The following is a 22,430-nucleotide window of genomic DNA, read 5'->3' on the forward strand; positions in this document are numbered from 1 at the left end:
GCCGCCGCTCCCCGGCTCGGGTCGCCCTGGCCCGAACTTCGTGGACCTTACGGGGCGGGCGTCAGGGCGTCGTCGTGAGCCAGGCGAGAGGGTTCGCGCGCAGGATCTGGTCGAGGGTGGCGTCGTCGGCGCCCGCCGCGCGCAGGGCCGGCACGACGGTGTTGAACAGGTGCGCGTAGCCGGGGCCGTCGTAGCGGGTCACCTGGGTCATCCGGGTGACGCCGGTGGCGAGCATGACGCGGTCGGCGTGCCCGGCGTCCAGCAGATCCAGGACGGGCCGGATGCGGGCCTCCAGCGACGGCGTGGCGGCGTCCGGGTCGAACGGCAGCATGCTGAAGGAGACGTACGCGCCGTTCTCGGCGATCTTGCGGAGCGCGGCGGGGTCGTCGGACAGGTCCTGGCGGGTCACCGCGACGCGCTCCGGGGCGAGCCCGGCGGCCGTCAGCACCTCCAGCAGCGCCAGGCCGGGACGGCCGTGCGCGGCGACCGACAGGCCCGAGTACTCGGCCGCGCGGGCGGCGGCGCGCAGGCAGCGCTCCTCGGCGGCGGTGGGGACCTCGCCCCACGCGCCGACCTCGCCGATCACGCCGGGCAGCGCGCTGGTGCCGTCCAGGCCGAACCCGATCTCGGCGAGCAGCCGCTCGGCGAGCCTCACCTCGTCCGCGCCGTCCACGTAGGACGGGTGGAACGGTCCGGCGAACAGGCCGGTGGCGGCGACCACGGCGACCCGGGAGCCCGCCGCCATCCGGGACAGCGCGGCGGCGTTGCGGCCGACGCCCGAGCAGGTGAGGTCGACCACGAGGCCGACGCCGTGCTCGGCGCGCAGCGCGGCCAGCTCGGCGGTGACGGCCTTCTCCTCGTCCAGCCAGCGGCGGGGGTCGGAGTCGAGCTGGGCGGGGTGCGCCGGCCAGCGCAGGTCGAGCTGGAGGTGCTCGTGCGCGAGCACGGGACCGCTGACGGAGGACGCGTCGAGGGCGCCGGTGACGGTGCGCAACCGCCCGGCCTGCTCACTGGGGGCCATACCTGGCGAGGTTACGACATACTTGACGGTTTCCCGCCGGAACGCTGGGGATTCTTTACCCGCCGGTTCGTCACATCGGCGCACGCCGAAACCCGCCGTCCCACCGGTGTCCGGGGGACTTGGCGGCTCGGTCAGGGACGGTCGGGCGGGTCGGTGGCGCGGCGGCGGGCCTGGAGGGTCCCGGCGCTCGGCCAGCGGCGGTCGATCTCGCTGTTGAGCGCCGCGCCCAGCAGGACGGCCAGGGCGGCGACGTACAGCCAGCCCAGCACCGCGATGGACGCCGCGAGCGACCCGTACACCGAGATCCCGCGCAGCGACCCGGCGAGGTAGAAGCGCAGCAGGAAGCTGCCGACGATCCAGATCAGCAGCGCGACGACCGCGCCGGGCAGCTCGCGCCACCAGGCCGTCCGCACCGGGATGCTGTGGTGGTACAGCAGGGCGAGGAAGACCACCGAGATGGTCACCACGAACGGCCAGTAGAAGATCTCCACGACGCCGGAGCTCTCCGGGACGGCCTGCCGGGCGAGCGCGGGCCCCGCGACGAGCAGCGGGATCACGGCCGACAGCAGCACCAGGCCGAGCAGGTAGAGGAAGAACGCGCGGGTCCGGGTGCGGATCACGCCGCGCACCCCGGACAGTCCGTAGGTGATCGTGATCGTGTCGACGTACACGTTGGTGGCGCGCGACCCGGCCCACAGCGAGATCAGGAAGCTGACCGACACCACGTCCGGACGGCCGCCCCGGATCACGTCGTCGAGCAGCGGCACGACCAGGCCTTTCACGGCGGGCTCGGTGAGCACGTTCCCGGCGCGCTGGATCGTCCAGGTGCGGATCTCGACGACGGTGTCCGCGCCGAGCAGGCCCTTGAGGTGGCCCATCATGCCGACCAGCCCGATCACGAGCGGCGGCAGCGAGAGCAGCGCGAAGAACGCCGCCTCGGCCGCCAGGCCGGTCACCCGGTACCGGAACGCGGCGACGACCGTGCCGCGCACGAGGATCCACGCGGTGGCGAGGGCCGTCCGCAGCCGGGCGGTCCAGGGACTCCGCGGGGCGTCCGGGGCGAGCTCGCTCCCGGCGCGCGGATGCGGCACCGACGCCGGAACCGACTCGAATTCGGACACGTTCTGGCTCGTTCCCTCCGAAACCGCCCCCGCACCCTCGGACGTGTCCGATTGTCCCGGTCCAGGCGTCCTGTGCATGCTCACCGCCCTCCACCGTAGAGCGTCACCCGTCCGGAACATGCCCCCCGCACCCATTTCCGTGATCCACTCGGCGCGTCGCGCCCCCGATTCGACGGCGGGGAAGCCCGTCCGGCCCATGATCGTTTCCGTCCGGGGCGCGTCCGGGGCGCGTCCGGGGCGCGTCCGGAAGGGTGGCGGGGCGGGGCCGGGATGACCCAGGTCACCTGTCCGCATGCCGGACGGAACTGGACAGGTCGCTACGGCGCGTGTCAGAGTTCAAGCATGCCTACCGTGGATCCGCTGCTGGTCATGCGCCGGCACGTCGACTTCCAGCGGGTCCGCAGCGCTATCTGTCGGTGACGCCCAGTCCACGCCCCTGCCGTAGCCGAACTGTCGAACCGCGGGCGCGTGGCGCATCGGCGTCGCCCCGAACCGACCTTCCGCTCAGCGTCGAGCCGGCCGTCTTCCTGCCGCCGGTGCGTCCGCGTCCCCTTGCCCATCCCAAGGACGCGCCGTGCCATCTGCGACCACCTCCACCGCCAGACCCAAGCGGGGCGAGGGCCAGTGGGCCCTCGGCTACCGCGAGCCCCTCAACAAGAACGAAGAGAACAAGAAGAACGACGACGGGCTGAACGTCCGCGACCGGATCATCGAGATCTACTCCAAGGCCGGCTTCGACTCCATCGACCCGGCCGACCTGCGCGGCCGGTTCCGCTGGTACGGGCTGTACACGCAGCGCAAGCCCGGCATCGACGGCGGCAAGACCGGCTCGCTCCCGGACGAGGAGCTCGACGACCGCTACTTCATGATGCGGGTGCGGATCGACGGCGGCCAGCTCGACGGCCCGCAGCTCCGCACGATCGCCGACATCGCGACGCGGTACGCGCGCGGCACCGCCGACATCACCGACCGGCAGAACGTCCAGTACCACTGGATCCGGATCGAGGACGTGCCCGCGATCTGGGAGGCGCTGGAGGCCGTCGGGCTGCACACGACCGAGGCCTGCGGCGACACCCCCCGCGTGATGATCGGCTGTCCGCTGGCCGGGATCGCGGCGGACGAGGTGATCGACGCGACCCCGCTGCTGCGCGAGGTGCACGACCGGTACATCGGGTCGCCGGAGTTCTCGAACCTGCCGCGCAAGTTCAAGACGGCGTTCTCCGGCTGCACGGCGCACTGCACCGTGCACGAGATCAACGACGTGGCGTTCGTCGGCGTCGTGAACGAGGACGGCGAGGCGGGCTACCAGGTGTTCGTCGGCGGCGGGCTGTCCACGAACCCGATGTTCGCGCAGAGCCTCGGCGTGTTCGTCCGGCCGGAGCAGGGCCACGAGGTCTGGAAGGGCGTCGTCTCGATCTTCCGGGACTACGGCTACCGGCGGCTGCGGCACCGCGCCCGCCTGAAGTTCCTGGTGTCCGACTGGGGCGTGGCGAAGTTCCGCGAGGTGCTGGAGAACGAGTACCTCGGCTACGCGCTGCCGGACGGCCCGGAGCCCGCCGCCCCGCTCCCCCGCCGCGACCACGTGGGCGTCCACCCGCAGAACGACGGCAACTACTACGTCGGCTTCGCGCCGCGCGTGGGCCGCGTGAACGGCGAGCTGCTCGGCGTGATCGCCGACCTGGCGGAGAAGTACGGCTCCGGTCGGGTGCGGACGACGGCCGAGCAGAAGATGGTCATCCTGGACGTCCCGCAGGAGCGCACCGAGGCCCTCGCGGACGAGCTGGCCCGGCACGACCTGCAGGTCGGGCCGTCCACGTTCCGGCGGCAGACGATGGCCTGCACCGGCATCGAGTACTGCAAGCTCGCCATCGTCGAGACCAAGCAGCGCGCGATGGACCTCATCGACGAACTCGAGAAGCGGCTGCCGGACTTCGAGCAGCCGCTCACGATCAACGTCAACGGCTGCCCGAACGCCTGCGCGCGGATCCAGGTCGCCGACATCGGGCTCAAGGGCCAGCTCGTCGTGGACGAGAACGGCGACCAGGTGGAGGGCTTCCAGATCCACCTCGGCGGCGCGCTCGGGCAGTCGTTCGGCAAGAAGGTGCGCGGGCTGAAGACCACGTCCGCCGGGCTGACCGACTACGTGGAGCGGGTCGTCCGGAACTACGACGCGCAGCGCGCGGACGGCGAGACCTTCGCGCAGTGGGTCCACCGCGCGGACGAGGCGGACCTCAAATGACCGCCCCCGCGACGACCAGCGCCCGCGCGGACGCGAGCGTGAGCGCCCGCGTGAGCGTGAGCCCGAGCGTGAGCGTGAGCGCCTCCGTGCTGGAGGCGGCATGAGCGAGCGCGCGGCGCCGTTCTACTGCCCGTACTGCGGCGAGGAGCGGCTCGAACCGCGCGACGGGGAGGGGGCGTGGTTCTGCCGTGACTGCGTCCGCTCCTTCCAGTTGAAGTTCCTCGGGGTCGGACGGCCCCGGGAGGCCGGAGCGCCCCGGCCGGAGACCGAGGAGTCACACCGGTGACGCTGCTGGAGACCGACAGACCGACACTCGATCTCGAGGACATCGTCGAATCCGCCGCCGCCGCGCTCGCCGGCGCGCCCGCCCTGGAGGTCATCCGGTGGGCGGCGGCGACGTTCGGGGACCGGATCTGCCTGACGTCCTCGATGTCCGACGCCGCGCTGATCCACCTGGTGTCGAAGGTGAAGCCGGGCATCGACGTGCTGTTCGTGGACACCGGTTACCACTTCGCCGAGACCATCGGCACCCGGGACGCGGTGGAGGCCGTGTACCCGGTGAACGTGATCAACGTCGAGCCGTCCCGGACGGTCGCCGAGCAGGAGGCGGCGCTCGGGCCGCGGCTGTACGGCCGCAACCCCGACCTCTGCTGCCACCTGCGCAAGGTCGAGCCGCTCGGCCGCGCGCTGGAGGGCTACATGGCCTGGTTCAGCGGCATCCGCCGGGACGAGACGGCCTCGCGCCGGGACCGCCGGGTCGTGGAGTGGGACCGGCGGCGGGGCATGGTCAAGGTGAACCCGATCCTGGACTGGACGCAGGAGGAGATGGACGGCTACATCGAGGACAACGGGATCATCGTCAACCCGCTGCACCACGACGGCTACCCGTCCATCGGCTGCGAGCCCTGCACCCGGCCGGTCGCGCCGGGCGAGGACCCGCGCAGCGGCCGCTGGGCCGGGACCGGCAAGACCGAGTGCGGGATCCACCTCTGATGACGTCCGGCGAGACGCCGCTGGTCGCGGTGGCGCACGGGTCGCGGGACCCGCGCGCCGCCGCGACGGTCGCGCGGCTGATGGACGCGGTGCGCGCGCTGCGCCCCGACGTGCCCGTGCACACCTCGTTCCTGGACCACTGCCCGCCCGCGCCCGGCCCGGTGCTGGACGGCCTGGCCGACGCGGGCGCGACCTCGGCGGTCGTGCTGCCGCTGCTGTTGACCGCCGCGTACCACTCCAAGCACGACATCCCGGCCGTGCTCCGCGCCGCCGACACCCGGCTCGACCTGCGGACGGCCCGGACGCTCGGCCCGCACCCGCTGCTCACGGCGGCGCTGGAGCGGCGGCTGCGCGAGGTGGACGTCGAGATCGGCGATCCGGGCACGGCCGTCGTGCTGACCGCGGCCGGGTCGAGCGACCCGACCGCCAACGCGACGATCGCGGGCCTGGCGCGGCGCTGGCGGCGGCGCGGCTGGCGCGGCGTCGTGGCCGCGTACGCGTCGGCGACGCGTCCGGCGCCGGGCGACGCGGTCGCGGCGCTGCGGGACGCGGGCGCGCCGCGCGTCGTCGTGGCGTCCTACTTCCTCGCGCCCGGGTTCTTCACCGACAAGGTCCGGGACGAGGCGCTCGCGGCGGGCGCGGCGGCCGTCTCGCCCCCGCTCGGCGACGCCCCCGAGGTCGCCGAGCTGGTCGTCCACCGCTACGAGCGGACGCTGATGGACGTCCGCCTCGGCCTCGCCGCCGCCGTCTGACCGCCGACCGCCTGTGAGCGCGGACGGCCGCGGCGGTCTGATGGTGGACCGCCGCCGCGGCCGTCCGCGCGGCTCTCTCAGCAGGCGGCGAGCAGCCGCCGGTGGACGCGGACCCCGAACGTCAGGCCGTCCACCGGGACGCGCTCGTCCACCCCGTGGAACAGGCGGCCGTAGTCGAGGTCGTGCGGCATCCGCAGGCCCTTGAACCCGTAGCAGCGGATGCCGAGGCGCGAGAACGCCTTGGCGTCGGTGCCGCCGGGGTTGCAGTAGGGCGTCGGGTGGCCGTCCGGGTCCTCGGCGCGCAGCGCGTCCTCCATCGCCGCGACGAGCCGCCCGTCGTAGGCGGTCTCCATGGCGATGTCGCGGTGGACGAACTCGCGGGAGACGGCCGGGTCGAGCAGCGTGTCGAGCTCGGCGAGGAAGGCGTCCTCCTGGCCGGGGAGGAAGCGGCCGTCGATCCCGGCGGACGCGCGGCCGGGGATGACGTTGATCTGGTATCCGGCCTCCATCATCGTCGGGTTCGCCGAGTTGCGGAGGACGACCTCGACCAGGTCCCGGACGTCCGGGCCGAGGCGGTCGAGCGAGCCCTCGACGTCGGCCGGGTCGAACGCGACGCCGCGCAGCTCGGCGACCCGCTCCAGCAGGGCGCGCACCGAGTCGATCAGGTGGATCGGGAACCGGTGGTGGCCGATGCGGGACAGCGTGTCGGCGAGGGCGGTGACGGCGTTCTCGTCGTTCGGCGAGGAGCCGTGCCCGGCGCGCCCGCGCGCGGTGAGCCGCAGCCACGCCTGGCCGCGCTGCGCGTTCTCGATCGGGTAGAGGCGGCGGGTGTCGTCCAGCGGGTAGGAGAACCCGCCGCCCTCGCCGATCGCCTCGGTCACGCCGTCGAACAGGTGGCGGTGCTTGTCGGCGATCCACTTGCTGCCGTACGTGCCGCCCGCCTCCTCGTCGGCGAGGAACGCGAAGACCAGGTCGCGGGCGGGGCGGCGGCCCGTCCGGCCGTACTCGCGGGCCATCGCGAGGTGGACGGCGACGGTGTCCTTCATGTCGATCGCGCCGCGGCCCCACAGGTAGCCGTCGATGATCTCGCCGGAGAAGGGGTCCACGGCCCACTCGGACGCGTCGGCGGGGACGACGTCCAGGTGGCTGTGCAGGAGCAGCGCGCCGCGCGACGGGTCCGCGCCGGGGACGCGGGCGACGACGCCGGCGCGGCCGGGCGCCGACTCCAGCAGCGCCGGCTCGATCCCGGCGTCCGACAGCTTCGCCGCGACGTACTCGGCGGCCTTCCGCTCGTCGCTGGTCGGGTTGGAGGTGTCGATGCGGATGAGGTCGCGGCAGAGGCCGACGACCTCCTCCTCGGCGACTGCGAAATCCTCGACTGCGAGGTCCTCGGGTGCGAGGTCCTCGGCTGCGCGGTCCTCCGGTGCGCGGTCCTCGGCGGATGCGTGCGTCAAGTCGGTCCTCCCTCAGGACGTGGCGGGCTGGGCGGACGGGACGGCCCCCGTCCCGGCGCCCTCCATGGCGGTGTGGCCGGTCGGCCTGATCAGCCCGGCGTAGGCGAGCACGACGTACAGGACCAGCGCGGTGCCGAGCGAGTTCAGCGCGGGGATGCCCCAGTGCACGAACTTGCCGACGCAGAACGCGGCGACCCAGACGGCGAGCGAGCCGGGGATCCAGGTCGCGACGCGCGCGGGGACGGTTCCGGCGGCGCGGGTGGCGTCCAGCTCGGGACGCTGCCGCCGGGCGATCCAGTACTCGGCGACGATGATGCCGCCGACCGGCGGGATCGCCACGCCGAGGACGGTCAGGAAGTCCTTGAAATGGTCGAGGAAGCCGAGCGCGGACAGGACCGTCCCGGCCGCGCCGATCACGACCGTGACCGCGCCGCGGTGCAGCCGGCGGCCGAACACCGTGGAGAAGAAGTTCACGACGCCGAGCGAGGACCCGTACAGGTTCCAGTCGTTGATCTTCATGGTCGCGAGCACGACGATGACCAGCCCGGCGAGGCCCGAGGTGGACAGCACGATGTTGGTGACGTCGCTCGACCCGGCGGCGTGGCCGAGCAGCACGCCGGTCATGCCGACCACGTACTCGCTGAGGATCATCGAGCAGGACGACTGGAGCAGCACGTGCCAGGGCCTCCGGTTGTACCGGGTCATGTCGGGCGCGGTGATCGCGCCGGTCATGTACCCGCCCGCGATGATCGTCGCGGCGGCCGGGATGGAGATGTGCGCGCCGGTCGGCGCGGCGTTCACCAGGTCCGACAGCGAGTGCTTGTGGAGCTCGCTGATCACCGACCAGGCGACCAGCCCGAAGAACAGCGGCACCGCGATCCGGGCCAGCCACATCATGATCTTGAAGCCGTACATCACCAGCAGGGTGAGCACGACGCCCGCGACGACGCACCACAACCAGGACGGGCCGCCGGCGAGCCGGGTCATGGACCGGCCGAAGATGCCGTTCTGCACCCCGAACCAGCCGACCAGGCTGACCGAGATCACCAGGCTGACCAGCGCGGACCCGTTGCGTCCGAACCCGGCGAAGCGGGTCAGCAGGGTGGTGGACATGCCCTCGCGCTGCCCGGCCGCGCCGATCAGGAAGATCACGATCTCCAGGATCACCGCGCCGAGGGTGAACGCCCAGAACGCGTCCCGGAAGGTCATGCCGAGGCCGAGCGTCGCGCCGAGCACGAACTGCGACAGCGAGCCGGACTGCGCCAGCCACTGCACGAGCATCGACCCGAACCCGTAGCGCTCGCCCCGGGGCACGCGGCCGAGCGCGTGGTCGTCGTTGCCGATCTTCATCACTGCCTCCCCGAGGACGGCGGGACTCCCTCGGCCGACGGCTCCGCGCCGCCGGTCCGCGGCGGGACGCCGAGGGTCTGGAGGTGGGACATCGAGCCGTAGCGGGCGACGAGCGCCTCGTACTCGGCCCGGTCGTGGAAGTCGAGCGAGCCCGCGCCGAAGCCCTTGGCCGCCTCGACGGCGAACCGCGCGGCGGCGGCGATGTCGGTCTCGTGGCTCGCGCCCGTCGCGCAGCCGGGCACGGCGGCGGCGGACGTGATCGCCAGGCCGGCCACCGGCGCGTCGGTCGCGGTGGCCGGCTGGAGGATCGAGTTGATGTGGTGGACGCCGTTGCCGTAGGGCGTGATGTCCTGCGTGGTGATCGGGAACGTCACGGCGGGCTCGCCGGTCACGATCGCGAGCAGGTCGGCCAGAGCCGGGCTCACCCGCAGGATGTACCCGGACCGGACGGTCGGCGACAGCGCCAGGCCGCGGTGGTTGATCACCGTGTTGCCCTTGGTGGTGTCGATCGACAGGACCGCGTCCATCTCGGCGGTGACCTCGTGCTCGTTCATGGTGGCGATGTCCACCGGCGAGTCCATGAACGGCACCGGGTCGTGCGGCTGGGTGGGCGCGTCCGGGCAGACGTGGGTGGCGACGATCACGTCACCGGGCAGCGCGTCGCCGCGGGCGCGCATGGACAGCAGCTTCGCGGCGGCGGCGAGCGCGGCGGCGGCCCCGTCGCCGTCCGACACGAAGCCGGTGACGCCGGGCCGCGCGCCCACGCCGCCGAGGCGTCCGACGATGCCCAGGGTCGGGGCGTCGCCGCCCGCGGTCCTCCCGCGGGTGCCGGGGATGCGGACGGTCACGAAGTCCGTGTGGCCCTTGTCGCCCTCGACGCGGGTCACCTCGGCGCGCGCCCCCTCCGGCCCCGCGGCCTCGTCGAGCAGGGCGGCGAGCGCCTTGCCGTCGGCGTGGGGGTCGTCCAGGCGGTCGATCACGTCCAGGACGTGCTTGAGCATTGCGGGGTCGTCCTTTCGCGGGGGTTCTCGGGGCCTGGAGGGACGCGTCGTCGGGTCGGTCCGGGCCGGATCGGGGTGTTTCCGCCCAGTTGACCTGGTGTTATCTTATTCAGCAACCTTTTCCCGATAATCACAACATGGAGGCCGGATGGCCGGATCGGGGTTCGCCGCCGACCGCACCACCCCCCGCGGCCTGCTCCAGACCGCCGACCGCGCGCTGCTGGTGCTGCTCGGCTTCGACCGCGCCCGCTCCGACTGGGGCGTGACGGAGGTCGCCGAGGAGTTCGGCTGGGACAAGTCCGTGGCGCAGCGGCTCCTCGCGACGCTCGCGCACCGCGGCTTCCTCGTCGCCGACCCGGACACCCGGCGCTACCGGATCGGTCCCGCCGCCCTGCACCTCGGCCGGATCTGGGAGCGCTCGAACTCGCTCGCCGTGCTCGTCCGGCCGGTGCTGGCCGAGCTCAGCGCGCAGAGCGGCGCGACCGCGCTGCTGTCGGTCCCGGACGCCTTCCACATGCGCTGCGTCGAGGCGGTGGACGGCCCCGCCGGGCCGCTGCGCTACTACCCCCTCGTCGGCGAGCTGTACCCGGCGCACGCGGGCGCGACCAGCCAGGCGTACTACGCCTACGTCCCGGAGGCGGACCGGCTGCGGCTGTTCCGCAGCCGCCCGATGGCCCGGTTCACCGACCGCACGATCACCGACCTGGACGCGCTGGAGGACCGGTTCCGGACCGTCCGGCGGCAGGGCTACGCGTTCACGGTCGGCGAGTACGACGCGCACGTCGCGACCCTCGCCGTGCCCGTCCACCTGAACGGCGAGCCCTACGGGAGCCTCAGCCTCGGCGGGCCCGAGGAGCGCTTCCCGCAGCCGCTCGACCGGCTCCCCCGGCTCCAGCTCGCGGCCGAGACGGTGGAGCGCCTCCTCACCGGACGCCGCTGACCGCACGCCGACGCCGACGCCGACGCCGACGCCGACCGAGCGAACCAGCCACCGCCGACCGCCCCGGACGCCGCCCGACCGCACCCCGGACGCCGCCGACCGAAGATCGAGAGGAACACATGGAACTGCTGCTGCTGTCGAACTCCACCCAGCACGGGCACGGCTACCTGGAGCACGCGCTCGGCACCGTGACGGAGTTCGTGCCGTCCGGCGGGACGCTCGCGTTCGTCCCCTACGCGCTGGCCGACCACGACGCGTACACCGCGACCGTCCGTGCGGCGCTCGGGCCGTCCGGGATCACCGTGCGGGGCGTCCACGAGGGCGGCGACCCGGTCGGCGCGCTGGCCTCGGCGGACGCGGTGTTCGTCGGCGGCGGCAACTCCTTCCGGCTCCTGCGCGAGCTGTACGCGACCGGCCTGCGGGACGCGCTGCGCGAGGCGGTCCGCGGCGGCCTGCGCTACATGGGCGCGAGCGCCGGGACGAACATGGCCTGCCCGACGCTCCGCACGACCAACGACATGCCGATCGTCGAGCCGCCGTCGTTCACGGCGCTCGGTCTCCTGCCGTTCCAGATCAACCCGCACTACCTGGACCCCGCGCCCGGCGGCACGCACATGGGCGAGACGCGCGAGCAGCGCCTCGCCGAGTTCCTGGAGTGCAACGACGTCCCGGTGCTGGGCCTGCGCGAGGGCACCTGGCTGCGGGTCTCCGGCGAACGCGCCGAGCTGGGCGGCGCGCTGCCCGCGCGGCTGTTCCGGCGCGGCGCGGCCCCGGCCGAGATCCCCGCCGGGTCGGACGTCTCGGCGCTGCTGGCGACCTCCCCGGCGTTCGACGCCTGACGGATGAATGGGTGATTGTACGGATTTCGGAGCCGGGGCCGTCTTGTGAGACTCCTGAGCACCCACCCCTCAGGAGGCACCGATGCGAAGGCTCCGCATCCCCGTCCGAACCCGGCTCCTCGCCCTGGTGGCCGCGCTCGCGGCGGCCGTCCTGTCCCTGTCCCCCGCCCCCTCGGCGACCGCCGCGACCGCGCACACCCCCGTCGTGTTCGTGCACGGCTACACCGGCAACTCCACCAACTGGTCGACGGCGATCGCGCTGTTCGAGAGCGCCGGTTACAGCAGCAACGAGCTGTACGCGTTCAACTACAACTGGGCCCAGTCGAACAAGATCAGCGCCCAGCAGCTCGCCACCTACGTCGAGCAGGTGAAGGCGCGCACCGGCTCCGCCCAGGTCGACATCGTCAACCACTCGATGGGCGGCCTGGTCACCCGCTGGTACGTCACCGAGCTCGGCGGCGCGTCCAGCGTCCGGCACGTCGCCTCGCTGGCCGGCGCGAACCACGGCACCACGTTCGCCTCGTCCTGCCTGGTCAACACGTCCTGCGTGGAGATGCTGCCGGGCTCGGCGTTCATCAACCAGCTCGCCGCCGCCGGTGACGAGACGCCCGGCTCGGCGCGGTACGCCACCTGGTACTCGCCCTGCGACGGCGTGATCATCCCCTACACCAGCACCATGCTGTCGGGCGCGACCAACAACTACGTCGTCTGCGAGAACCACCTGACCTACCTGACCGACCCGGTGGTGCTCACCGCCGTCAGGACGTTCCTGGCGTCCTGACCCCCGAGCGGACGCCGGCGTCCCGACCGCTGCGGGACACCGGCGTCCCGTCCCGCCCCGGAGCGCGGGGCCGCGAACCGCGGCCCCGCGCTCCGGCACGTCCGGCACGGCGCCGCTCCGCCGCATCCCGCAGGGCGCCGCTCCGGCACGTCCGGCACGTCCGGCACAGCGCCGCTCCGGCACGTCCGGCCCGGCGCCGCCCTGGCACGTCCGGCACGGCGCCGCCCTGGCGCGGCGCTGCTCCGGCGCGGCGCTGCTCCGGCGCGTCCGGCACGGCGCTGCTCCGGCGCGTCCGGCCGGGTTGCGCTCCGGGGCGTCCGGCCGGGCGTCGGGGGCGCGCCGCTCAGAAGAGGCGGGCCAGCTCCACGCGGGACCGGACGCCGAGCCGCGTGAAGATCTTGCCGAGGTGGTGCTCGACGGTGCGGGGGCTCAGGTACAGGCGGGCGGCGATCTCCCGGTTGGTCGCGCCGGACGCCGCCATCCGGGCGATCTGCGCCTGCTGCGGGGACAGATCCGCCGCCGCGGCCGCGTCGCGCGAGCGGACCGGCTCGCCCGACGCGCGCAGCTCGGCCCGCGCGTGCTCGGCCCACGGCCGCGCGCCGAGCCGCTCGAAGGTCTCCAGCGCGTCGTGCAGGTGCTCGCGCGCGTCGCCGCGCCGCCGCTGCCGGCGCAGCGCCCCGCCGTACAGCAGCTGGGTGCGGGCGCGCTCGAAGTCGGCCTGCCCGCGCTGGTGCAGGTCCAGCGCGTACCGGTAGAGCTCGGGCTTGGCGGCGGGCGCGGCGAGCAGGGCGCGGCAGCGGGCGGCGAGCGCGAGCCGGTCCGGGCTGCCGGTGCTGCCCGCCCACCGCTCGAACACCGCGACCGCCGCCCGCGCCTCCGCCTCGTCCCCGGTGCGGGTGGCGGCCTCCACGAACTGCGGGGTCGCCATCACCTGGACGACCAGGTGTCCCTGGCCGGCGGCCGTCCAGGCCGCCGCGCGCAGCCGGGACACCGCGCGCGCGTGCCGTCCGGCGGCCAGGTCGAGCTGGGCGAGGGCGAGCGCGCCGCGCGCCTCGACCAGCGCGACGCGGTGCGCGGCGGCGAGCCGGGACGCGGCCCGCGACCGCGCCCGGACGGCGTCCGCGTCGCCCTGGATCGCGGCGAACATCGCCAGCGACGACAGGTGCTGGACGGCCGTGTTCGGCTGCCCGGTCTCCTCGGCGAGCCGCAGCCCCTCCACCGCGACCGCCTCGGCCGACGCGTGGTCGCCCATCCAGGTCCGCGCGTGCACGATGAACTCCATGACCTGCGGGACGACCGCGACCGCGCCCTGCCCGCGCGCGATGTCCAGCGCCCGCTCGCCCAGCCGGACGGCCCGCGCGTCCTCCCCCAGCAGCAGGCTCGCCACGCTCGCCCACACCAGCGCGGACGGGCTGGACGAGCGTCCGGTCAGGGCGAGCACCCGGCGCAGCGGGCCGGCCGCCTCGCGGTGCCGTCCGCGGAAGGTCGCGGCGACGCCGTCGAGGTAGTCGAACATCAGGCGCAGCGAGGGCGGGTCGTCCGGGCGGCGCAGCGCGCCCGCCTCCCGCGCGACGGCCAGGTAGCGCCGGTGGTCGCCGCCGAGGTAGGCGGCCTCGGCGGCGCGCAGGTGCGCGCGGACGGCCCGCGCCCGGTCCCGGTCCGCGAGGTCGGTGGCGGCGGACAGCAGCTCGTCGGCCGCGGCGACCGTGAAGCCGCCGCGCAGCTCCAGGTTCCCGTGCACCAGGCCCGCGCGCGTGTCGCCCTCCGGCAGCAGCGCGCGCGAGCGGGCGAGCAGCCGTTCGGCGCGGCGGGTGCGGCCCGCCGTCCAGGCGGCCCCGGCCGCGGCGGCGAGCCGTCCGGCGCGGACGCGGTGGTCGGCGGTCAGCTCACCGGCGCGCTCCAGGACGTCCGCCAGCTCGGCCGGACGGGCGAACGGGCGCGCGGCGAGCGCGGCGCGCTCCAGGTCGTCGGCGAGCTCGGCGTCCGGGGCGTCGAGCGCGGCGGCCCGGTGCAGCGCGCGGCGCAGCACGTCGTCGTCGCGGCGCAGGACGCGGGCGAGCAGCCGGTGCGCGGCGCGGCGCGCGTCCAGCGGCGCGAGCGCGTAGACCACCGGGGCGTGCAGCGGGTGCCGGAACCGGACCCGGCCGTCCTCGACGACCACGATCCCGGCCGCCTCGGCGGGGGCGAGCGGGCCGGTGCCCGTCGCCCGGGCCAGCGCGTCCACGCCGAGGCCGGGTTCGGCGGCGGGCAGCAGGAGCACCTCGCGGGTCGCGGCGGGCAGGCCGTCCACGCGGGCGGCGAGGGCGCGCCAGAGCCGGCCGCCGCGCGGCGGGCACGCGGACGGCGGGACGGTCCCGGCGCGCTGCTCGGGGGTGAGCGCGGCGGCCATCTCGACGATCGCGAGCGGATGCCCGCAGGCGGCGGCGACGACCGCGTCCCGGACCTCGCCGGGCAGCGTCGTGGACAGCAGGTCGCGGGCGTCGGCGTCGTCCAGCGGGGCGAGCACGCGTTCGGCCCCGAGCCCGACCGGCGTCTCGGACGCCGCGAGCAGCGCGATGCCGGGTCCCGCACGGTCCAGGGCACAGCGCCGGGCCACGAAGCCGAGGACGTCGAGCGTCGGACGGTCCATCAGGTGCGCGTCGTCCACGCGGCACAGCACGGGCGCGGCCTCGCCGAGGACGCGGAGCACTTCGGCGGGCACGGCCAGGCCCGCGTCGCCCGCCTCGATGCGCTTGAGGACGGACGCGGCGCCGGGCGAGCCGCGCAGCAGCGCATGGAGTCCCGCGTAAGGGACGTCGGTCTCGGCGGGCGCGCCGTCCGCGCGTAGGACGGTCATGCCGTCGGCCGTCGCCTGCTCGGACGCGGCGTCCAGCATCGCGGTCCTGCCGATGCCGGCGCTGCCGACGAAGGTCAGCGCTCCGCCGTGGCGGAGCAGATCGCGGACGGCCGCGAGGGAGTCGTCACGGCCGCGCAGTGGCGGGGTCTGCACCTCTCATGCATACGCCCGCGCCTGCCGATGCACCAGATGGCGGAGAGACCCCGGTACGGAACGTGCCGGAGCGCCGCGGGAGGGCGGGGTCAGCGGAGTTCGAGCAGGAAGCCCGTGACCTTGTCGTTTCGCATCGGCTGGGCCGCGGCGGCGTAGACGCGGCCGGTGCTCGCGTCGCGGGAGAGCGCGGACGCCTCGGCCCCCTCGGGCAGCGCGACGGCCTTCCAGTGGCGTCCGTTGAAGCGCAGGACGCGTCCGTCGCTCTCCACGCCCCAGAGCCCGCCGCGCCCGTCCGGGACGACCGCTTGCAGCGCGAGGCTCAGGCCGCTCGTCGAGGTCTTGCGCCACGTCCGGCCGTCGTAGTGCAGCACCAGCGGCCCGGCGTCGGACGAGCAGGCGCAGCCGACGCCGCCGACCGCCCAGACGTTCGTGCCGCTCAGCGGTGCGACGGCCCGGACGAAGCCGAGCCGGACCGGGATCGCGGTGTGGGCCTTCCAGGCACGCCCGTCCCAGTGCGCGAGGTAGGGCTCCGCGTCGAGCTTCCCGGTGCTGGTCGAGCGCTCCCCGGCGACCCACACGTCGTTCGAGGCGCGGGCGGTGAGGTCGAAGAGGTTCAGCCTGGAGTCGCCGCCGACGCCCTTGTCCGTCCGCCGCCAGTCGCCGCCGTTGTAGTGCAGCAGCGCCGTCACGTCCTTGCTGTCGCCGGACGACGGGGACTCCGACGCCGCGATCCACACGTCCCGGTCGCCGATCGCCGCGACCGTGTAGGGGCGGAGGCCGCCGCGGGCGGGACGGGCGTCCCAGTGCCAGCCGCGGCCGTCCGTGGCGAGCAGCGGACCGGCCTTCCGGTCGGACGCCAGGATCCAGGCGCGGTCCCCGGCCGCCGCCACCGCGCCGCCGTCGCTGTGGCCCGGCGTCAGCGGCGGCTTCAGCCGGGTCAGCCGGCCGTTCTCGTACCGCAGGACGAACCCGGTCGGCGACCCGGCCTTGCCGATCGGCCCTTCGGTGCCGCTCATCCAGACGCGGCCGTGCGCGGCGGCGAGCCCGGCGAAGGACGCCGACGACTCGCCGCCCGACGGCATCACGTACCGCCCGGCGATCACGGCGCGGGAGGCGGGCCCGGACGACCCCGCGTCCAGCCGGACGGGCGCGGCGGCGCCATGGCCGCCGCCACCCGTCCAGAGCAGCGCCGCGGACACCGCCGCGGCCGTGGTGACCGCCCCCGCCGTCACCACGGCCACCTTCGTCCTCGTCCCCATGGCGCGCTCCCTGCCGTTGATCCTTACTGAGGAAGATGCCGGAACATTCCTGAAAGTTCCCTACAAACTCACGGAATTTGGACCAGGATGCCGCGCCGATCGTTAGCGGGAGGTCAACTCAGGCATAGCGCCCGTCCCACGGGTATCCCCCCGCCATGAACGAAGATCCCGGCCACATGAGCGACGATCCCGGCCACGAGCCCGAACACGTCGACGACAAGCGCTTCGCGCCGGTGACCAGGGACGAGGACGCCCGGGGCCGCACCCCGGACGCGCGTCCCGGCGAGGAGACCGGCGGAACCGGGATGCCGGGCGTCAAGCGCCGCCATCCCGACACCCTCCCGCCCACCGAGGAGGGCGTCGAGCACGCCGAGCGCACCGACCACTCCCGCCGTCCGCCCTCCCAGCCCCTCTGACAGCGCGGTTCAGGGGGTCAGGAGCAGCCGGACGACCTCGGTGAGCGGCTGGGACGACAGCGCCGGGTCGACGGCCCGGCGCAGACCCAGGCCGACGCCGAGGCTGAGCAGCGCCTCGGCCACGTCGGCGGACGGCAGGGGCAGCGTGACGCCGCGCCGCCGCGACTCCTCTTCGAGCAGCGCGCGCAGGGCCTCGCCCCAGCGACGGCCGCCCTCGGCGACGCGTTCGCGCAGCTCGGGGTCGCGGCGGGTGGCGTGGATGGCGAACTCGGCCTCCAGCAGCGTCCAGCCCGGGTCGCCGATCGTCCGCTCGGCCCAGGCGTCGAAGACGGCGAGGCGGTCCTCGGCGGTGCCCTCGGCGCCGAACGCCTCGATCACCGCGCCGACCTGCTCGGCGCGGACCTCGTCGATGACCGTCTGGCAGAGCTCGTCCTTGGTGGCGAAGTTGGAGTAGACGGCGCCCTTGGAGAAGCCCGCCGCCTCGGCCACCCGGTCGAGCGTCGTGGCGTGGTAGCCGTCCCGGAGGAACAGGCGGCGCGCGGTGGCGACGAGCAGCTCGCGCGTGCGCGCCTGCCGCTCCGCCCTGGACGGGCCGCTCGCTCGTGCCATGACGGGCAGTGTACGGGCCCCGGCCCGGCCCCGCGGAGACTATTGACGTCGCGTCCAACACTCGCATACCTTCGGTATCCGAACGCAGGACCCCCGCTGTGAGAAGAGGCCCGGATGCCCGAGATCGTGATCGTCGGGGCCGGCTTCTCGGGACTGTGCGTCGGCATCCGGCTGCTGCGGCGCGGCATCCGCGACTTCGTCATCCTGGACGCGGCGGAGAGCGTCGGCGGCGTCTGGCGGCACAACACCTATCCGGGCGTCGCCGTGGACATCCCGTCCGCGACCTACTCCTACTCGTTCGAGCCGAACCCCCACTGGTCGCGGGCCTTCGCGCCGGGCGAGGAGGTCCGCGCCTACGCCGAGCACTGCGCGACCAAGTACGGGCTGCGCCCGCACCTGCGGCTGAACACGCGGGCCGAGAAGGCCGTCTTCGACCCGGCCGCCGACCGGTGGCGCATCTCCACCAGTGACCGGGAGTTCGAGGCGCGGTTCCTCGTCTGCGCGGTCGGACCGCTCGACCAGCCCAGGAATCCGGAGATTCCGGGATTGGACGCGTTCACCGGAAAGATCGTCCACACCGCGCGCTGGGACCACGGCCACGAGCTGGACGGCCGCCGGGTCGCGGTGATCGGGACCGGCGCGTCCGGGCTCCAGGTCATCCCGGAGATCGCCGAGCGGGCCGCCCACCTGGACGTCTACCAGCGCACGCCGATCTGGGTCCTCCCCAAGGTCGACTTCGGGATCCCGCCCGCGGTGCGGCGGCTGTTCCGGCTGTTCCCGCCCGCGCAGCGGCTCGTCCGGCTGGTGACGACCCTGGTGTCGGAGATCGTGATGGTGCTCGGGATCGTCCACTACAGCAAGGCGCCGTTCCTCGTGCGCGGGACGGAGCTGCTGTGCCGGGCGCACCTGCGCCGGCAGGTCCCGGACCGGGAGATCCGCCGCAAGCTGACGCCGCGCTACGGGTTCGGCTGCAAGCGCCCGTCGTTCTCCAACCGCTACTTCCCCGCGTTCACCCGGCCGGACGTCACGCTGGTGACCGAGCCGATCGAGCGGGTCACCGCGTCCGGGATCGTCACCCGGGACGGCGTGGAGCGGCCGGTCGACACGCTCGTCCTCGCCACCGGGTTCAAGATCCTCCAGCCCGGCGCGACGCCGCCGTTCCCGGTCGTCGGGCTCGGCGGGGTCGAGCTGGGCGAGCACTGGGACCGCGAGCGCTACCACGCCTACGAGGGCCTGTCGGTGCCGTTCGCGCCGAACTTCTGGATGATGAACGGCCCGTACACGGTGACCGGCGCGTCCTGGTTCTCGATCATCGAGGCGGGCACCACGCACATCGTCCGGGTCGTCGCCGAGGCCCGGCGGCGCGGGGCGCGGCGGGTCGCGGTGCGGCGCGGGCCGCACGACGCGTTCACCGCCGACATGCGCCGCCGGATGAAGGGCACGATCCTCGCCCAGCCGAGCTGCGCGCGGTCCAACAGCTACTACTTCGACCGGCGCGGGGAGGCCCCGTACATCCGGCCGCAGTCCGGTCTGTACGTTTGGCGGCGGTCGCGCACCTTCGACCTCGACGACTACGAGTACACCCGATGAGAGGACGTCCCGACATGGCTCTGCTCCGCAAGGCCGGCATCGCCCTGGCCGCCACCGGCGCGGCGCACTTCGCCGCGCCGAAAATGTTCGAGCCGATCTCGCGGGTGGGCTTCCCGCAGGACACCGAGGCCTGGATCAAGCGGAACGGCGCCACCGAGCTGGCGCTCGGCCTCGCGCTGACCACCAAGAAGACCCGGCGGGCCGGGCTGGTCGGCGTGGCCGCCTACTTCGGCTGGCTCGGCGCGCGCGTCGCCTACCAGCGCCGCAACGCCTGACCGGAACGCCCGAGAGGCCGGTTCCCGCGAGGCCGGTTCCCGCGAGCGCGGGGACCGGCCTCTCACGTCATATCGCCGAGGCGCGGCCGGCCTTGGGCGTCACCACCAGGGTGCGGGGACCGGCCTCCGGCGTCACCACCAGGACGCGGGCTCCCGATCGACGATCTTGATGTCGCCGAGGTAGGCGTTGGCCCGCACCCGGACGACCGGGATGTTGGGCCCGGCCGGGGCCTCGCGGGCCGAGACCCGCCGGTCGCCGAGCACCGCGTGCCCGGTCAGCTCCACCACGGCGCCCTCCGGGACGATCAGCGTGACGTCCCCCAGCACCGCGTTCGCCAGCACGCTCACCGCGCCGGCCGGCACCTGGGCGTCGCGCAGGTCGACCTTCACGTCGCCGAGGACGGCCAGGATCTCCAGCTCCCCGTCGATCCGGCCGGCGATGCGCTCGGTGACGTCGCCGAGGACGGCGCTGAACCGGCGGCTCTTCAGCAGGGGCGCGGGCGCGGCGCCGGGCGCGCCCATGCCGGGCAGGTCGGCGACGACCGCCTCCAGGTCGGCGAGGGTGACCGCCGTGTAGGCGGCCTCGGTGCGCACGGTCAGCTCGGCGAAGGTCAGCCGGCCCTCGACGGAGGCGACGCGGAGATGCTCCACGACCGCCTCGCGCTCGGCGTCCGAGGCGCGGACCTCCGCGACCGGGAGCGGTTCCCGCGGTGGAGCGGGCGCCGGTGGCGGGGCGGCGGGAGTCTGCGCCTGCTGCGGGGTGGGCTGACTCATGCTTCCGACGTTATGCCCCCGCGGGGGCCGGAGAATCCACCGGGGGAACGAGATCGGTCCCGCCCTCGGGGAGGATCCCGGAACGGTGATACATCTTCCCTACAGGTGATTGGATTCTGTAAGGTCGAGGGGTACCGCCCGTCCGTCCACCAGGAGGCCGCCGTGCCGACCCACGAGGTGTTCAACCAGGTCCCCCCGCTGCTCGGCCACGACCTCGCCGAGGACCAGGCCCTCCTCGACGGCCTCATCCGCGAGGACGCCGCCTGGGCCGCCCCCGAGGTGCACGAGCTGGGCCGCCTCGCGGGCACCGAGCGCGCCCAGGAGCTGGGCCGCCTCGCCAACGAGAACCCGCCCATCCTGCGCACGCACGACCGCTACGGCCACCGCATCGACGAGGTCGAGTTCCACCCGGCCTGGCACGAGCTGATGGACGTCGCCGTCACGCACGGCCTGCACGGCGCGGCCTGGGCGGACGACCGTCCCGGCGCGCACGTCGCCCGCGCCGCCAAGTTCTACGTGTGGCGGGTGGACGCCGGGCACGGCTGCCCGATCTCGATGACCTACGCGTCCGTCCCGGCGCTGCGGCAGGCCCCCGAGCTCGCCGCCCAGTACGAGCCGCTGCTCGCCAAGGCGGAGTACGACTACGGGCTGCGCGCGCCGCTCACCAAGAACGCGCTGCTCGCGGGCATGTCGATGACCGAGAAGCAGGGTGGCTCGGACGTCCGCGCGAACACCACCCGCGCCACCCTCCAGCCGGACGGCACCTACACGCTCGTCGGGCACAAGTGGTTCACCAGCGCGCCGATGTGCGACGTGTTCCTCACCCTCGCGCAGACCGACGCAGGGGTGACGTGCTTCCTGGTCCCCCGCGTCCTGCCGGACGGCACCCGCAACCCGCTGCGCCTGATGCGCCTGAAGGACAAGCTCGGCAACCGGTCGAACGCCTCGTCGGAGATCGAGTACGAGAACGCCGTCGCCTACCGCGTCGGCGACGAGGGACGCGGCGTCCGCACCATCATCGAGATGGTCAACATGACCCGCCTGGACTGCGTCATCGGCGCCGCCGCCGGGATGCGCGAGGGCCTGACGCGCGCCGCGCACCACGCCGCGCACCGCCGCGCCTTCGGCGGGTACCTCGCCGACCACGCCCTCATGCGCAACGTGCTGGCCGACCTCTCCCTGGAGTCCGAGGCGGCGACGACCCTGATGCTCCGCCTCGCGGGGGCCACCGACCGGTCCGTCCGGGGCGACGCGTCCGAGACGGCGTTCAAGCGCCTCGCCTTGGCCGTCAGCAAGTACTGGGTGTGCAAGCGCTGGCCGGCCCACGCCGCCGAGGCGCTCGAATGCCTCGGCGGCAACGGCTACGTCGAGGACTCGGGCATGCCCCGCCTCTTCCGCGAGAGCCCCCTCAACTCCATCTGGGAGGGCTCCGGCAACGTCGCGGCGCTGGACATCCTGCGCGCGATGGCGAAGGAGCCCGAGACCGTCGAGGCGTTCTTCACCGAAGTGGAACTCGCCTCCGGGGCGGACGCGCGGCTCGACGGCGCCGTTCGCCGGGCCAAGGACGCCCTCACCGACTTCGACACCATCGAGCTGCGGGCGCGGCGGGTCGCCGAGCAGCTCGCCCTGATCCTCCAGGGCTCGCTGCTGGTCAGGCACGGCCATCCGGCCATCGCGGACGCCTTCTGCGCCACCCGCCTGTCCGGCGACTGGGGCATCGCCTTCGGCACCCTCCCGCCCGGTCTCGACCTCGCTCCGCTCATCGAGCGCGCCACGCCGAAGATCTCCTGACTCGCGGAGGTCACGGACCCTTCCGGGCCGGCGCGAGCGGTCGCGGCGACTCGGAACGGACGCGGATGATCGGGCAGTACCGGCGGTGCCGGACGATCAGCGTCGCGACGAAGGCGACGGCCAGCGCGGTGAGGACGGCCGCGACGGGCAGCATGGCGGTGTCGAACATGGCAGCGGCGGGCATGGCGGCTGCGGACATGGCGGCTGCGGACATGGCGGTGGCGAACATCGTGGTC

Annotated in this window: 21 protein-coding genes; 11 read left to right on the forward strand and 10 right to left on the reverse strand. The window is 74.2% G+C overall.

Features of this window, described 5'->3' with window-relative positions:
• Positions 1 to 61: 61 nt before the first annotated feature.
• Positions 62 to 1,021 (reverse strand): phosphotriesterase family protein, encoded by a 960-nt coding sequence (locus ACFPCY_RS30980; RefSeq protein WP_378261006.1) that lies wholly within the window; start codon positions 1,019 to 1,021, stop codon positions 62 to 64.
• 131 nt (positions 1,022 to 1,152) lie between these two features.
• Positions 1,153 to 2,142 carry a YihY/virulence factor BrkB family protein gene (locus tag ACFPCY_RS30985; RefSeq protein ID WP_378261008.1) on the reverse strand — a complete coding sequence of 330 codons (990 nt, stop codon included), beginning with the start codon at positions 2,140 to 2,142 and terminating at the stop codon, positions 1,153 to 1,155.
• Positions 2,143 to 2,716: 574 nt separating this feature from the next.
• Here ACFPCY_RS30985 and ACFPCY_RS30990 point away from each other — a divergent pair.
• The 4 genes from ACFPCY_RS30990 (at position 2,717) to ACFPCY_RS31005 (ending at position 6,126) form a co-directional block, all read left to right on the forward strand.
• Positions 2,717 to 4,381, forward strand: a complete 1,665-nt coding sequence (locus ACFPCY_RS30990; protein WP_378261010.1) for a nitrite/sulfite reductase — start codon at positions 2,717 to 2,719, stop codon at positions 4,379 to 4,381.
• 100 nt (positions 4,382 to 4,481) lie between these two features.
• Positions 4,482 to 4,667 (forward strand): Insertion element protein, encoded by a 186-nt coding sequence (locus tag ACFPCY_RS30995; RefSeq protein ID WP_378261012.1) that lies wholly within the window; start codon positions 4,482 to 4,484, stop codon positions 4,665 to 4,667.
• Complete coding sequence (locus ACFPCY_RS31000; RefSeq protein ID WP_378261014.1) at positions 4,664 to 5,374, forward strand: phosphoadenylyl-sulfate reductase; 711 nt, start codon at positions 4,664 to 4,666, stop codon at positions 5,372 to 5,374. The genes ACFPCY_RS30995 and ACFPCY_RS31000 overlap by 4 nt, the downstream gene beginning before the upstream one ends.
• Entirely contained in the window at positions 5,374 to 6,126 is a 753-nt protein-coding gene (locus ACFPCY_RS31005; RefSeq protein ID WP_378261016.1) for a sirohydrochlorin chelatase, read from the forward strand. Before ACFPCY_RS31000 ends, ACFPCY_RS31005 begins: the two co-directional genes overlap by 1 nt.
• Before the next feature lie 77 nt (positions 6,127 to 6,203).
• Here the strand turns inward: ACFPCY_RS31005 and ACFPCY_RS31010 are convergent, their stop codons facing one another.
• From ACFPCY_RS31010 to ACFPCY_RS31020, 3 genes are read right to left on the reverse strand one after another with little or no spacing between them, the layout of a single operon-like run.
• Positions 6,204 to 7,580 carry a M20/M25/M40 family metallo-hydrolase gene (locus ACFPCY_RS31010; RefSeq protein WP_378261018.1) on the reverse strand — a complete coding sequence of 459 codons (1,377 nt, stop codon included), beginning with the start codon at positions 7,578 to 7,580 and terminating at the stop codon, positions 6,204 to 6,206.
• A gap of 12 nt (positions 7,581 to 7,592) precedes the next feature.
• Entirely contained in the window at positions 7,593 to 8,930 is a 1,338-nt protein-coding gene (locus ACFPCY_RS31015) for a cytosine permease (protein ID WP_378261020.1), read from the reverse strand.
• On the reverse strand, positions 8,930 to 9,931 hold the full coding sequence (locus ACFPCY_RS31020) for a DUF1177 domain-containing protein (RefSeq protein ID WP_378261022.1): 1,002 nt from the start codon (positions 9,929 to 9,931) through the stop codon (positions 8,930 to 8,932). Before ACFPCY_RS31020 ends, ACFPCY_RS31015 begins: the two co-directional genes overlap by 1 nt.
• 148 nt (positions 9,932 to 10,079) lie before the next feature.
• Here ACFPCY_RS31020 and ACFPCY_RS31025 point away from each other — a divergent pair, with 148 nt between their 5' ends.
• The 3 genes from ACFPCY_RS31025 (at position 10,080) to ACFPCY_RS31035 (ending at position 12,491) form a co-directional block, all read left to right on the forward strand.
• Entirely contained in the window at positions 10,080 to 10,871 is a 792-nt protein-coding gene (locus tag ACFPCY_RS31025; RefSeq protein WP_378261024.1) for an IclR family transcriptional regulator, read from the forward strand.
• Between the two features lie 119 nt (positions 10,872 to 10,990).
• Positions 10,991 to 11,710, forward strand: coding sequence for a dipeptidase PepE (gene pepE / locus ACFPCY_RS31030; protein WP_378261026.1), 720 nt, complete (start codon positions 10,991 to 10,993; stop codon positions 11,708 to 11,710).
• 82 nt (positions 11,711 to 11,792) lie between these two features.
• Positions 11,793 to 12,491 carry an esterase/lipase family protein gene (locus tag ACFPCY_RS31035; RefSeq protein WP_378261028.1) on the forward strand — a complete coding sequence of 233 codons (699 nt, stop codon included), beginning with the start codon at positions 11,793 to 11,795 and terminating at the stop codon, positions 12,489 to 12,491.
• A 343-nt stretch (positions 12,492 to 12,834) separates the two neighbouring features.
• Here the strand turns inward: ACFPCY_RS31035 and ACFPCY_RS31040 are convergent, their stop codons facing one another.
• Both ACFPCY_RS31040 and ACFPCY_RS31045 read right to left on the reverse strand, forming a co-directional pair.
• A complete protein-coding gene (locus ACFPCY_RS31040; protein ID WP_378261030.1) occupies positions 12,835 to 15,480 on the reverse strand; it encodes a helix-turn-helix transcriptional regulator in 2,646 nt (881 codons plus the stop codon).
• An 89-nt stretch (positions 15,481 to 15,569) separates the two neighbouring features.
• Complete coding sequence (locus tag ACFPCY_RS31045) at positions 15,570 to 16,739, reverse strand: hypothetical protein (RefSeq protein WP_378261032.1); 1,170 nt, start codon at positions 16,737 to 16,739, stop codon at positions 15,570 to 15,572.
• A 155-nt stretch (positions 16,740 to 16,894) separates the two neighbouring features.
• Between ACFPCY_RS31045 and ACFPCY_RS31050 the strand changes: the two genes are divergently transcribed.
• A complete protein-coding gene (locus ACFPCY_RS31050; RefSeq protein ID WP_378261034.1) occupies positions 16,895 to 17,155 on the forward strand; it encodes a hypothetical protein in 261 nt (86 codons plus the stop codon).
• Positions 17,156 to 17,164: 9 nt separating this feature from the next.
• Here ACFPCY_RS31050 and ACFPCY_RS31055 read toward each other — a convergent pair whose 3' ends face one another.
• Complete coding sequence (locus ACFPCY_RS31055) at positions 17,165 to 17,764, reverse strand: TetR/AcrR family transcriptional regulator (protein ID WP_378261036.1); 600 nt, start codon at positions 17,762 to 17,764, stop codon at positions 17,165 to 17,167.
• Positions 17,765 to 17,878: 114 nt separating this feature from the next.
• Here ACFPCY_RS31055 and ACFPCY_RS31060 point away from each other — a divergent pair, with 114 nt between their 5' ends.
• On the forward strand, positions 17,879 to 19,354 hold the full coding sequence (locus ACFPCY_RS31060; RefSeq protein ID WP_378261038.1) for a flavin-containing monooxygenase: 1,476 nt from the start codon (positions 17,879 to 17,881) through the stop codon (positions 19,352 to 19,354).
• A gap of 14 nt (positions 19,355 to 19,368) precedes the next feature.
• Positions 19,369 to 19,629 carry a hypothetical protein gene (locus ACFPCY_RS31065; RefSeq protein WP_378261040.1) on the forward strand — a complete coding sequence of 87 codons (261 nt, stop codon included), beginning with the start codon at positions 19,369 to 19,371 and terminating at the stop codon, positions 19,627 to 19,629.
• 132 nt (positions 19,630 to 19,761) lie between these two features.
• On the opposite strand, the gene ACFPCY_RS31070 is transcribed toward ACFPCY_RS31065, so the two are convergent.
• Entirely contained in the window at positions 19,762 to 20,403 is a 642-nt protein-coding gene (locus ACFPCY_RS31070) for a DUF1707 SHOCT-like domain-containing protein (RefSeq protein ID WP_378261042.1), read from the reverse strand.
• Positions 20,404 to 20,565: 162 nt separating this feature from the next.
• Here ACFPCY_RS31070 and ACFPCY_RS31075 point away from each other — a divergent pair, with 162 nt between their 5' ends.
• Complete coding sequence (locus ACFPCY_RS31075; RefSeq protein ID WP_378261459.1) at positions 20,566 to 22,194, forward strand: acyl-CoA dehydrogenase family protein; 1,629 nt, start codon at positions 20,566 to 20,568, stop codon at positions 22,192 to 22,194.
• Between the two features lie 10 nt (positions 22,195 to 22,204).
• Here the strand turns inward: ACFPCY_RS31075 and ACFPCY_RS31080 are convergent, their stop codons facing one another.
• Positions 22,205 to 22,423, reverse strand: a complete 219-nt coding sequence (locus ACFPCY_RS31080) for a hypothetical protein (RefSeq protein ID WP_378261044.1) — start codon at positions 22,421 to 22,423, stop codon at positions 22,205 to 22,207.
• Positions 22,424 to 22,430 lie beyond the last annotated feature (7 nt).

The sequence above is a fragment of the Actinomadura gamaensis genome, from assembly GCF_042652125.1.
Classification (GTDB): Bacteria; Actinomycetota; Actinomycetes; order Streptosporangiales; family Streptosporangiaceae; genus Spirillospora; species Spirillospora gamaensis.